The sequence below is a fragment of the Serratia sp. FDAARGOS_506 genome, assembly GCF_003812745.1.
Classification (GTDB): Bacteria; Pseudomonadota; Gammaproteobacteria; order Enterobacterales; family Enterobacteriaceae; genus Serratia.
Window position 1 is genome coordinate 3,680,569 of sequence record NZ_CP033831.1, and the last position, 12,507, is coordinate 3,693,075.

The window sequence follows — 12,507 nt, forward strand, 5'->3', positions numbered from 1 at the left end:
CACAAATAATGCGAAGTCTATCGCATTATCGTCGTGAATCAGGCTTTCAACACGCTGATGCCAAGACCATCATGTTGCTGCAGTTGTCGCCTTGAACCGGACGTTGGAGGAAGAACGGTGTAAGCACAATAAATCTGGAGCGCCGGCCACTATCGCAGGGGCGGGCAGAGGCCCGCCACCCTCGCGCTATTGTTCGTCCAGCACCAACCTCAACCCTGCGATCAGCTTGTCCATACCGGCCTCCAGCTTGCTGCGCGGGCAGCCGACGTTGAGGCGCAGGAACCCGCGGCCTTCCTCGCCGTAGGTAAAGCCCGGCATGATCGCCACCTTTTCACGCTCGATAAGCACCTGCTGCAGCGCGCGATCGTCTACGGCCAACGGTCGCAGATCGATCCAGGCCAGGTAGGTGGCCTGCGGCGGGCGCCAACCCAGCGCGGGAAATGCCTGTTCCAGCCGCTCGGCGACGTAGGTCAGATTATCCTGCAGGTAGTCGCGCAGGGCGTCCAGCCAGGGTTCGCCGTGGCGATAGGCGGCCACGTGCGCGGCCACCGCCAGCACCGCCGGCGAGGAGAGGCCGTCGCGTGCCTTGAGCTGTTGGAAATAGGCTTCGCGGCTGGTGTCGTCGCTGATGAAGCCGTAGGCGCCGGTCAGCGCCGGAATATTGAAACTCTTGGAGCCGGAGGTCAGCAGGGCCCAGGCGCCGGTTGCCACCTGGCTCCATGGCGTATGGCGGTGTTCCCCCCAGACCATGTCCATGTGGATCTCATCGCTGATGACGCGCACGTCATGGCGCTCGCACAGTTCGGCCATCTGCTGCAGCTCGTCGCGGTGCCACACTTTGCCGGTGGGATTGTGTGGACTGCACAGCAGCAGGATCTTGGTCTGTGGCCGCGCCAGCAAGGCCTCAAGGTGCGCCATGTCGCAGCGCCAATCGTCGCCGGCTTTGTGCAGCGGGCAGGCCAACAGCTGGCGTTGGTTAGCGAGGATCACCTTGTAGAAGGCGTCGTAGGCCGGAGTATGGGTCACCACGTAGTCGCCCGGTACGGACCATTGGCGGATCAGCTGCGCCGCCATGTAGATAACGGAAGGGCCGTACACCGCCGTTGCGGTGTCGATGGCGGCGTTGAAACGTTGCTGATACCAGTGGCGCAGCGCGCCGAGAAAATCCTCATGCTGCCAGCGGCTGTAGCCCAGCACGCCGTGCTGCAGCCGCTGTTGCAGCGCCTCGAGAATGCACGGCGCGGTGGCGAAATCCATATCGGAGATGGTGAACGGCAGCAGGTCATCGCTGCCGAAACGATCGGCGATATAGTCCCACTGGGTGCACCAGGTGCCGTGGCGGTCGATCGGGGTGGAGAAATCAAACATGGGTGGCTCCCTGCAGCGCCGCGGCAGGTTGCGCCGTGGCTATCAGTGAGTCTAATTCATCCTTCACCGATTGCACCTGCGGGCCGATCACCACCTGCAGATTATGATCGTTGAGATGCACCACGCCGATGGCGCGGTTGGCCTTCAGCGCCGCGTCGTCCACCCGGCTCATGTCGTTGACCGACAGGCGCAGGCGGGTGATGCAGTTGTCCAGCGAGATGATGTTGTCCGGGCCGCCGAGCGCCGCCAAAATCGCCGGCACGTTGTAGCCGGATTTGCCCACCGTGCCGGCCGGCGCGCTCTGGCTGACGGCGCCGTCGCTCTCGCGGCCCGGCGTTTTGATGTTAAAGCGCTGGATGGCGAAGCGGAAAATGGCGTAATAGCCGACGAACCAGACGGCGGCCACCACCGGCACCAGATACCACTTGGTGGCGGTGCCGTGCAGAATGCCGAACACCACGAAGTCGATGATATTGCCGTCGGTATTGCCGATGGTCACGCCCAGCAGCGCCATCACGGTAAAGCCCAACCCGGTGAGCAGCGCGTGGATCAGGTAGAGGAACGGCGCGACGAACAGGAACAGGAACTCGATCGGCTCTGTGGTGCCGCCGACCACGCAGGCCACCACGCCGGAAATCAACAGCCCTTTGATTTTATGGCGGTTCTCTGGTTTGGCGCAATGGTACATCGCCAGCGCCGCGCCCGGCAGCCCGCCGAGGAACGCCGGCATTTTACCCTGCGACAGGAAGCGGGTAGCGCTCTCGGCGAAGCCGGTGGTGGTTGGGCAGGAGAGCTGCGCCTGGAAGATGGTCAGGGCGCCGCTGACGCTGTGGCCGCACACTTCCATCGTGCCGCCCGCCTCGGTAAAGCGGATCAGCGCCACCAGAATGTGCTGCAGGCCGAACGGCAGCAGCAAGCGTTCGCCGGTGCCGAACAGCATCGGGCCAAAGGCGCCGGCGCTGTTGATCACCCAGCCCAGCCCGGTGATGCCGGCGGCGAACCATGGCCAGATCAGCGGGATCACCAGGCCGCATAACCCCAGCACCACGGTGGTGACGATCGGCACGAAGCGCGTGCCGCCGAAGAACGCCAGCGCGTCCGGCAGGCGGATGGTGTGGAAGCGTTCATGCAGGCGATAGACGATGATGCCGACGATCACCGCGCCGAGGATGCCGGTATCGATCGACTGAATGCCGAGAATGTTCTGGATATTGTTGGCTTTCAGCACCAGCGGATCGCTGGTGGGCAGCACGCCGGTGGCGGTCAGGTAGAAATTGGTGCCCAGATTCAGCACGGCGAAGCCGACGAAGCCGGAGAAGGCAGCGACACCCTTGTTCTCACGCGCCATGCCCAGTGGAATGGCGATGGCGAACATTACCGGCAGGAAGCTGAAGGCGAAGGATCCGACCTTGCTCATCCAGGTAAAGATCAGCTGGAAGATCGGGTGGCCGATAAACGGCATCAGGGTGATCACGTCGCGGCTGCTCAGCGAGCTGCCGATCCCCAGCATGATGCCGCAGAAAGAGAGTAAGGCGACGGGCAACATGAACGTTTTGCCCAGGCTCTGGAAGAACTCCCAGAGGGTGATTTTTGGTTTGTTGGCTGCTGACATAACCGACTTCTCCCGGCGAAAAGACGAGCAAAAAGGGGACTTCTTATGAGGTAAAAAGAAGATAAAACGTTTTACCTAGCAAAAATGCGCCGCCAATCACAAATCTACCGTCCGGTTTTTGGCGACAATGCGGCGGGCAGTAAAACGTTTTACTGAGCTAACGGATTCGGTATACCCTTGATCATTACGGCGCGGGTTGCCCAGGAACGGGTTCGCAGAGACTATGAGCATCAAAAAAATCACCATCACCGATGTGGCGCAGCAGGCGGGCGTGTCGGTCACCACGGTTTCCCTGGTGTTGAGCGGCAAGGGGCGCATTTCGCCGACCACCGTCGAGAAGGTCAATCAGGCGATAGAGCAGTTGGGCTATGTGCGCAATCGCCAGGCGGCGACGCTGCGCGGCGGCGAGTCCGGGGTGATCGGCCTTATTCTGCGCGACATCTGCGAGCCCTTCTATGCCGAAATGACCGCCGGGCTGAGCGAAGCGCTCGAGGCGAACGATAAGCTGCTGTTTTTAACGCAGAGCGGGCACGATGGCCAAGGCTTGCAGCGGGCGTTTGACACGCTGCTGGCGCAGGGCGTCGACGGCATTGTGCTGGCGGGCGGCATTCGCGCGGCGGCGGGCCTGAAGGAGAAGGCGGCCGAGCAGGGCGTACCGCTGGTCTGCGTGGCGCGCTCCAGCGGTCTCGATGGCGTGGACGTGGTACGGCCGGACAACATGCAGGCCGCCAAGCTGGCCACCGAATTTTTGATCAAACGCGGCCACAGCCAAATCGCCTATCTTGGCGGCCAGAGCGACTCATTGACGCGTGCCGAGCGGCTGGGCGGCTTTTGCGCCACGCTGGTACAGTACGGCCTGCCGTTTCGCAGCGAATGGATTGTCGAGTGCGATTGCCGGCAGCGCCAGGCGGCGGAAGCGGCGGAGCAACTGCTGCGCCGCTACCCGAACATTACCGCCATCGTCTGCCACAAGGCGTCGGTGGCGCTCGGCGCCTATTTTGGCCTGGCGCGCAGCGGCCGCAGCATCGGTTCGGACGGGGTAGACGCCTACTACGGGCGGCAGGTGGCGCTGATCGGCTTCGGTGACGTGCCGGAAGCCGAACTGACCGAGCCGCCGCTGACCTTCGTCTCCAGCTCGGCGCGGGAAGTGGGGCGCAGCGCCGCCGCGCGCCTGCTGCAGCGCATCGGTGACGCCGACCTGCCGGCGCAGAACGTCATTCTGCCGCCGACGCTGATCCGGCGCGGTTCCGCCTAGCCCTGCCGCTGTTCCTCTTCCGCCTCCCGGCGGATCCAACCTATGAAGGTTTTCATCGCCGGCGTCAGATCCCGCGATTTCAAATGGGTCAACCAATAGGCGCCGAGCGCGGCCTCGGCGGCAAACGGCCGCTGCAGCACGCCGGCGGCCAGTTCACGGCGGAACATGCTGACCGGTGCCAGCGCCACGCCGTCGCATTGGATCGCACCTTCCACCATCAGCCTTGACGAGTCGAACACCGGGCCGTTGATTCGCCACGGCGTCACCTGTGCCGCCGCGAACCAGCGCTCCCATTCATCCTTGCGGTAAGTGCGCATCAGCTGCTCGTGCTGCAGATCTTGCGGTGTTTGCAGGCGCGCGGCGACTGCCGGTGGGCATAGCACCGTCAGCGGCGCGTCGAACAGCTTGATGTTGCAGGTGGCGGGCCAGAGCCCTTCGCCGAAGCGGATGGCGAAATCCATGCCGTCGGCCGACAAATTGACCAGGTTGTTGTGGGTGAGCACTCGCAGATCGATAAACGGGTGCGCCGTACGGAACGCCGCCAGCCGCGGCATCAGCCAGCCGACGGCGAATGTGCCGACCACCGCCACCGTCAGCACCTCATGGAAATGCCCGCCTTCGAACTGCTGCAGCACCGCCTCGATGCGGTCGAAGGCGTCGCTCAACACCGGCAGCAGCGCCTGGCCCTCTTCGGTCAGATCCAACCCGCGCGGCAGGCGGCGGAACAGCTGAATGCCCAGCTGTTCTTCCAGCATGCGCACCTGCTGACTGACGGCGGCCTGGGTCACTCTCAGCTCCAGGCCGGCGCGAGTGAAATTCAGGTGGCGAGCGGAGGATTCGAACGCCCGAAGGGCGTTGAGGGGAAGTCGATTGCGCATTGTCGATAGCCATAAGTTTTTCTTTATGCTGGCTGAAATTATTATCGCTTGTCAACCCGGCGGCAAAATCCGATATTTGCCGCGGTTGCTGAGAATGTAGCGGCAACCGTAAAGGAATGACATCATCAATCAGGGAAAGCGCCGTGTACAACGCCAATAAAAACTTTTGGCCGCGGCCGATACCCTGCAACCTAAGAGCTTCTATCATGACGAAAATGAATCGCCTGGCGGCCGCGCTGATCGCCGCACTGATCCTGCCGACCGCGCACGCCGCGCAGCAGCAGGATATCGACGCCGTTATTCAGCCGCTGATGAAAAAATACGGCGTGCCGGGCATGGCGATCGCCGTGTCGGTCGACGGCAAACAGCAGATTTATCCGTATGGCGTCGCCTCGAAGCAGACCGGTAAACCGATCACCGAGCAGACGCTGTTCGAAGTGGGCTCGCTGAGCAAGACCTTCACCGCGACGCTGGCGGTCTATGCGCAGCAGCAGGGCAAACTGTCGTTTAAAGACCCGGCCAGCCACTACCTGCCCGAGCTGCGCGGCAGCGCCTTCGACGGCGTCAGCCTGCTGAACCTGGCGACCCACACCTCCGGCCTGCCGCTGTTCGTGCCGGACGACGTGACCAACAACGCCCAGCTGATGGCCTACTACCGGGCCTGGCAGCCGAAACACCCGGTGGGCAGTTACCGCGTCTATTCCAACCTCGGCATCGGCATGCTGGGCATGATCGCCGCCAAGAGCCTCGACCAGCCGTTTATCCAGGCGATGGAAAAGGGGATGCTGCCGGTGTTGGGCATGAGCCACACCTATGTGCAGGTGCCGGCGGCGCAGATGGCCAACTATGCGCAGGGTTACAGCAAGGACGATAAGCCGGTGCGGGTCAATCCCGGCCCGCTGGACGCCGAGTCATATGGCATCAAGTCCAACGCTCGCGATCTGATTCGCTATCTGGACGCCAACCTGCAGCAGGTGAAGGTGGCGCAGCCGTGGCGCGATGCGCTGGCCGCGACGCATGTCGGATATTACAAGGCGGGCGCGTTCACGCAGGATCTGATGTGGGAGAACTACCCGTATCCGGTGAAACTGTCGCGCTTGATTGAAGGCAACAACGCCGGGATGATCATGAACGGCACACCGGCCACCGCCATCACGCCGCCGCAGCCGGAATTGCGCGCCGGCTGGTATAACAAAACCGGCTCCACCGGCGGTTTCTCCACCTACGCGGTGTTTATCCCGGCGAAAAATATCGCCGTGGTGATGCTGGCCAATAAGTGGTTCCCGAATGACGATCGCGTCGAGGCGGCTTACCACATTATCCAGGCGCTGGAGAAGCGCTGACGGCCAGGGGCGCCGGCGAGGTGCTCCTACCAGCGATGCTGCCGTTCACGCCGCTCGCGCATGAAATCGATAAAGGCGCGCAGCTTGAGCGGCAGATGTCTGCCGGCGGGAAAGTAGATGAAAAACCCCGACGCTTCGCTGGCGTAACCCGGCATCACTTCCACCAGTTGCCCCTGCGCCAGCTCCTGCAACACCGTGCCCTGAAAACGCTGTGCGATACCCAGTCCCGCCAACGCCGCATCCTTGATCAGCCGATCTTCGTTAAAAATCAAACTGCCGCTGACGTCGAGCGCGCGTTCATCGTCGCCCAGGCTGAAATACCAGGGTTCCAGTTTGCCGCTGCCGGGGAAACGGTAGCGCAGGCAGTGATGAGCGGGCAGATCGTCCGGCGTGGCCGGTACGCCGCAGCGCGCCAGATAGTCAGGCGAGGCGACCAGCACCCGGCGCTGACCGTTGTCGATCGGCACGGCGATCATGTCCTTCTGCAGCATGGCGTGCATGCGAATGCCGGCGTCGAAACTGCCCAGCACCAGATCGGAAAAGCGGTCTTCGGTAAACAGCTCCAGCTGTACTTCGGGATAGCGCTGCTGAAATTCCGCCAGGTGCGGCATCACCAGCAACGAGGCGGCCAGCTGCGGCAGCGTGATGCGCAACAGGCCAGCCGGCTGGGCACCCAGAGCGCGCACGTCATCCGCCGCCACGTCGATCTGGCTCATTGCCGGCGACACCTTCTGATAGAACAGCCGGCCCTCGTCGCTGAGGCGCACCGAGCGGCTGGTGCGGTGAAATAACCGCACTCCCAGCTGATTCTCCAACGCCTGAATATTTTGCGACACCGCCGGTGGTGTGACGCCGAGCTGGCTGGCCGCGCGGGTAAAGTTGCCCAGGCGTGCGACGGCTTCGAAATAGGGCAGCAGCTGCAAGAGTGAACTCATCTATCAATAACCCATGCTTAATGATTCATTAAATTATGCCTTATTTTAATTTATGACGAACGTTTTAGACTGATTTTACTTTCCATCAGCGAGATGAAAATCATGTCGGCAGAACAACAGGCGTTAACAGAACGGATCGCGGCAATCGATCAACAGGCGATGGCCGAAGGGCGCATCGTGGGTAGCGTGGTACTGGTGGCGCGGCAGGGTGAGATTTGCTACGCCGGAGCGGCCGGCTATGCCGATCGCGAAGCGCGGCGGCCGATGCGGCGGGAAACGCAGTTTCGGCTGTCGTCGGTTTCCAAACCCTATACCACGCTGGCGGCGCTGCGCCTGATCGAACAGGGCAAGCTGAGCCTGGACGACGCGGTCAGCAAGTGGTTGCCGTGGTTTACCCCGGCGCTGGCCGACGGTCAGCGGCCGGCAATTAAAATCCGGCATTTGCTGAGCCATACCGCCGGGCTGGACTATCGGCTGAACCAGCCGCCGACGGGCGTTTACCACCAACTGGGGATCCAGGACGGCGTGGAGCTGTCGACGCTGACGCTGGAGCAAAACCTGCGGCTATTGGCGCAGGCACCGTTGCTGTCGCCGCCGGGGGAGCGTTTCAACTATTCGCTGGCGATCGACGTGCTTGGCGCCGTGCTGGAACGGGTGACGGGCATGCCGCTACCGCAGCTGTTTGTCGAATGGGTGGCGCAGCCGCTGGGACTTGGCAATACCGCGTTCCATGCGACGGACGCCGAGAATCTGGCGACGCCGTATTACAACACCCCGCAAGGGCCGCAGCGTATGCATGAAGGCCTGCGGGTGGCGCTGCCGGAAGAGATGGCGGGGGGCGAGGTGCTGTTCTCGCCGGCGCGCGCGCTCAACGCCGAAGCCTATCCTGCCGGTGGCGCGGGCATGGTCGGCGATGCCGACGACGTGCTGCGGCTGGTAGAGGCGCTGCGCAGCGGTGGGCAGGGCATTTTGCAGCCGGACACGGTGGCATTGCTACGCCGCCCGCACGTGGGCGCGCAGGCGCAAACGCAAGGGCCTGGCTGGGGGTTCGGCTTTGGCGGGGCGCTGCTGGTGGACGCAGAAGCGGCGCAGACGCCGCAGCATGCCGGCACGCTGGCCTGGGGTGGGGTTTACGGTCACAGCTGGTTCTTTGATCCACAGGCGCAGCTGAGCGTGGTGATACTGACCAACACCGCGTTTGAAGGCATGTGTGGCCGCTATCCGCAGCAGATCCGCGATGCGGTTTACGCGGCGTAAATAAAAAGGGCCCCGCAGGGGCCCTTGATCAGGCTTTCAAACGCTTACTGCGCCGGTGCCGGAGCGGGTTGTGCATCCTGCGCCGGCTCGTCGTCTTCCGCCGGGCCGCCCAGCAGGCCGAACTGGCCGATGAATTCCTGCAGCGACATTTTGTTGCCGTTCAGGTCAACCTGATTGTCAGCGTAGTGGAACTTGCTCGCAATCACGCCGTCTTTCTGGGTCGTCAGCTTGAACATCTGGCCCATGGCCGCCAGACCCTGCACTTGCTGCTGTGCCAGTTTCTGCGCGTCTTCCTCATTGTAACCCTGCAACAGTGCGGTCTTCGCGGTTACTTCGGTAGCCATCGCTTCCGGAATGGTCAGGCTGAGATCCAGTTTTTTCACCACGCGCGCGGCCAGCTGATCCGGCGATTCGGCCGGAGAACCGGCCTGGCTTGGATCGGTCAGCGCCAGATCCAGCGTGAAGATACTTTCACCCTTGCTGTTTTTCCAGCTCAGCGGAGCAATATTGATGCTCGGGTTGCCTTTCAGCAGCAGCGGCAGGTTCTTTTGCAGCATCTCGGTGGTTTGCTGTTCGTAGACGTCCGGATCCAGATTTTCACCTTGCTGCAGCAGCGCCATGGTCTGGCGGTTATAGCTGTCGGCGAAGTCTTTCAGCGCCTTGCCGTCGACGTTGTCGATTTTCAGCGTCAGTTTGCCGGCGCCGAAGTCGTTGCCCTGCACTTTGAGCGCGTCCATGGTGTAGTCGATCTGGCCACCGATGTTGCTGCTGCCTTGCTCGCCGAATTTGCTCACCAGGTTGAAACCGTCCAGCGCCACGGCGTCTTTGCCGTCAATAGCCAGCTTGAACTGCTTGAGCGTCATCGTCTGATCGCCGAGCTTAATGCCGAATTTGCTCTCGTTGCTGTTGCCTTTCAGGTTGAAGCCCTGGAAGGTGATCTGCTCGTTTTGCTCGAAGGCGTTCGGGCTGCTCACCACGATGTTATCGCTGTTGGCGTCGAGCGCGAGGTTCTTCAGATCGCTGGACACGTCGGCGTTGATGGTGGCGCCGCTGAATTTCAGCGAGGATTTATCCTTCTGGTACTCCAGCGGGATAATGTCGATGGCAGACGCGGTATCGCCGCTGTACGAGATGCGCGAATCAGCGGTAAACAGCGATTTGCCTTTGGTTACCTCAAACAGCGCTTTCACCGCCGGGGTGTTTTCCAGCTCGGTATGCACCGACGCCATGCTTGGCAGCAGGTTGAATTTCTTCAGCTGAGCGAAGGGGAATGGACCGTGGTCGATGGTTTCCAGAAAGGCCACTTCATCGCCGGGTTTCAGTTCCGCGCCGTTGGCGGTGTCGCTGCCGTCGGAGCGCAGAACCAGACGCACCTGGCTGTTGAACAGGCCGCGTTGGTAATTTTCATAGCTCAGCTTCACGCCGGCTTTCGGCAGGTAAGCTTTCAGCTGGCCGTTGGCGTTGTCGACGACTTCGCCCATGTGCTGCTCGATCAGTTTCCCGGTGTACCAGGATGCCCCGGTCCATGCTGCGCCAAGAACCACAATGACGCTGACAGCGACTAACGATTTTTTCATAGCTCTGTTTCATCCTTTTTTCTTATAACCCTCCGTTGCGAGGGAGGGGGCAAATTCGGGCCGACAAACAACGCCCGCAGGCGTTTAATTGTGGGGGTAGCTCTCGCTTTCAGCAAGCAATTTGCTGAAATTTATCAACGGTTAGGCCAACTGGTTATAAACCCGGGCGATGCGGCCGCTGCCGCTGGCGTTGACCGGGGATTCGAAGGCCCCGATAAAGCAGGATTCGCCCGGCTTGAGCGTCAGGCACTGCCCTGATTTTTCCAGCGTCGCTTCGCCGGCAACGCAGAACACGATGGCGGCGCTTCGCTGCGCCAGCGCCTGCGGTGCGGCGGTCAAATCGTGCAGCGAGAAGGCGAAGTCCTCCACCGGGATCGGGAAGAACAGCTCGTTGCCGCGTTGTTCCGGCTGAGTCAGTAGACCGGACGCCGGCTGAGGACGGAACTGCAGGTTGGCCAGCAGCTCAGGCACGTCGATGAATTTTGGCGTCAGCCCTGCGCGCAACACGTTATCCGAGTTGGCCATCACCTCCAGCGCTACGCCTTTCAGGTAGGCGTGCGGCGTTTCGGCATACAGGAACATCGCCTCGCCCGGCGCGAGCTGCACCACGTTCAGCAGCAGCGGTGAGAACAGGCCGCTGTCGTCCGGGTAGAAGCCGGCGATAAAGCGCACGGTATCCCAGGGTTCGCCCTGCTGGTTGTTGAGCGCGGCTTTCAATACGCCAAGCGCCAGCGACTTTTGCTCGCCGCTCATGGTCAACAGGCTGGCGAACAGGGTGGACAGATGCGCGGTGTCCGGCTGCTGCAGGAAGGTGGCGATATCGTGGTGCGCGCCGGCGATCGGCTGCAGCAGGGAAACGATATCGGCCAATTCGCGAAAGCCGTTCATCGCCAGGAACGGCGTCAGGGCGAAGACCAGCTCGGGCTTGTGATTGGGATCTTTGTAATTGCGTTCGGCGGCGCTCAGCGGGATGCCGGCGGCGTTCTCTTTCGCGAAACCGACCTCGGCCGCCGCTTTGCTCGGGTGAACCTGGATCGACAGCGGTTGATCGGCGCACAGCACTTTAAACAGGAACGGCAACTCGCCAAAGCGGTTGGCAACGTCGGCGCCCAGCTGCTTTGGCTGGTCCTCATCGATCAGCTCACGCAGCGAACGCAGCGCGCCGTCGGCGCCCGGCACGCGGGAAGGGCTCTTGGGATGGGCGCCCATCCACAGTTCGGCCATCGGCTGATTATCGGGGTTGGCGATGCCGTAAAGACGGGTCAGCGCATCGTGGCTGCCCCAGGCGTAATTCTGTACCGCGTTGGTCATTTTTTGCATGTCGATAAACGTCCTTCTGCGTCATTGCCGCACTGCGTAGCAATAACTTACTGATTTTATAAAATTAACTTAATCTATGCCGACAACCATCATACGCCCGCGTCGGCGGGAAAAATCATGGGCGCGATCAAAATAGCGCCGGATAGCGTCGCGCCCGGCAACGGGCCAAAGTATAACGTGATAACGATCGGCGCCTCAAATGGCGTGCCAGCCCCAAGACGGCCTCTAAAAAACCGCCAATCGATAATTCTTTGGGGAAGCGGAGCTATTGCCGATAGTTCGGGCATCCTGTCTCATTATTTATTTTTCAGCATGTCAAAATATGTCGGCTGAATTTATTTTTTACCGCCTGAGCCATTCCCTTATTATTATTTTCGCGCTGCGCTGGGCGATCACACGCCGAGCTTAAACCTGCGCACTGGCCTCCTTTACCGTAACGGCTAACGAGTCGATTTAACGAAACAAGAGGTTTGTTGCCATGAAAAAACTGTTGTTGCTGTTGGGGCTTTTCACCGGTGCAGCTCAGGCGACGGTGATTGTCAGCTATCCTTATGCTGCGCCGCGCGCCGTGGTGATCGCACCGGCGCCGATCGTCGTTGCACCCGCACCGGTAGCGGTTCCCGTTGCGATCGCGCCAGTGGCGCAGCCGCCGGCGCTCAGTGCCGGCGCGGTGGTGACCGGGGCCTATCGCCATAATGAAAGGCAAAACGCCTACGACGAGATCAATCATCTGCAGCAACAACGTATCGATGAGCTCAATCATTTACAGGCTCAGCGCATCAATAATTTTAATTCGCGTCATCCGCGTTAATTTCACCCACGCTTTTATTTTCCAAATTCATTCCCGGCCGTTTATTTCGGTGCGGGCTCAGCGGCGGGAAATAACCGCGACATTAATGGGTAAAAGAGATTAAACGTGCTGTGAGATAACTCTCTTAATGCGAATAGTTATTATGTCACTA

The 12,507-nt window shown here is 61.2% G+C and carries 11 protein-coding genes; 5 read left to right on the forward strand and 6 right to left on the reverse strand.

The annotated features are described in order from the left end of the window. Positions 1-186: 186 nt before the first annotated feature. A complete protein-coding gene (locus EGY12_RS17940; RefSeq protein WP_123894835.1) occupies positions 187-1,368 on the reverse strand; it encodes a MalY/PatB family protein in 1,182 nt (393 codons plus the stop codon). Beyond that, positions 1,361-2,980, reverse strand: coding sequence for a maltose/glucose-specific PTS transporter subunit IIBC (gene malX, locus EGY12_RS17945; protein ID WP_123894836.1), 1,620 nt, complete (start codon positions 2,978-2,980; stop codon positions 1,361-1,363). The genes EGY12_RS17940 and malX overlap by 8 nt, the downstream gene beginning before the upstream one ends. Positions 2,981-3,203: 223 nt before the next feature. Here malX and EGY12_RS17950 point away from each other — a divergent pair, with 223 nt between their 5' ends. Next, entirely contained in the window at positions 3,204-4,235 is a 1,032-nt protein-coding gene (locus EGY12_RS17950) for a Mal regulon transcriptional regulator MalI (RefSeq protein WP_123894837.1), read from the forward strand. Here the strand turns inward: EGY12_RS17950 and EGY12_RS17955 are convergent. After that, entirely contained in the window at positions 4,232-5,113 is an 882-nt protein-coding gene (locus EGY12_RS17955; protein ID WP_123894838.1) for a LysR family transcriptional regulator, read from the reverse strand. The genes EGY12_RS17950 and EGY12_RS17955 overlap by 4 nt on opposite strands. 206 nt (positions 5,114-5,319) lie before the next feature. Between EGY12_RS17955 and blaSRT the strand changes: the two genes are divergently transcribed. Further along, positions 5,320-6,456 (forward strand): SRT/SST family class C beta-lactamase, encoded by a 1,137-nt coding sequence (blaSRT, locus tag EGY12_RS17960; protein ID WP_123894839.1) that lies wholly within the window; start codon positions 5,320-5,322, stop codon positions 6,454-6,456. A gap of 26 nt (positions 6,457-6,482) precedes the next feature. Here the strand turns inward: blaSRT and EGY12_RS17965 are convergent, their stop codons facing one another. Next, positions 6,483-7,391, reverse strand: a complete 909-nt coding sequence (locus EGY12_RS17965; protein WP_123894840.1) for a LysR family transcriptional regulator — start codon at positions 7,389-7,391, stop codon at positions 6,483-6,485. A gap of 102 nt (positions 7,392-7,493) precedes the next feature. Between EGY12_RS17965 and EGY12_RS17970 the strand changes: the two genes are divergently transcribed. Beyond that, entirely contained in the window at positions 7,494-8,648 is a 1,155-nt protein-coding gene (locus EGY12_RS17970; protein ID WP_123894841.1) for a serine hydrolase, read from the forward strand. Between the two features lie 44 nt (positions 8,649-8,692). Here the strand turns inward: EGY12_RS17970 and EGY12_RS17975 are convergent, their stop codons facing one another. Both EGY12_RS17975 and manA read right to left on the reverse strand, forming a co-directional pair. Further along, positions 8,693-10,225, reverse strand: a complete 1,533-nt coding sequence (locus EGY12_RS17975; protein WP_123894842.1) for a YdgA family protein — start codon at positions 10,223-10,225, stop codon at positions 8,693-8,695. Between the two features lie 141 nt (positions 10,226-10,366). After that, a complete protein-coding gene (manA, locus tag EGY12_RS17980; RefSeq protein ID WP_123894843.1) occupies positions 10,367-11,545 on the reverse strand; it encodes a mannose-6-phosphate isomerase in 1,179 nt (392 codons plus the stop codon). A gap of 117 nt (positions 11,546-11,662) precedes the next feature. Between manA and EGY12_RS17985 the strand changes: the two genes are divergently transcribed. Further along, complete coding sequence (locus EGY12_RS17985; RefSeq protein ID WP_123894844.1) at positions 11,663-11,878, forward strand: hypothetical protein; 216 nt, start codon at positions 11,663-11,665, stop codon at positions 11,876-11,878. Between the two features lie 145 nt (positions 11,879-12,023). After that, complete coding sequence (locus tag EGY12_RS17990; RefSeq protein WP_123894845.1) at positions 12,024-12,356, forward strand: hypothetical protein; 333 nt, start codon at positions 12,024-12,026, stop codon at positions 12,354-12,356. Positions 12,357-12,507 lie beyond the last annotated feature (151 nt).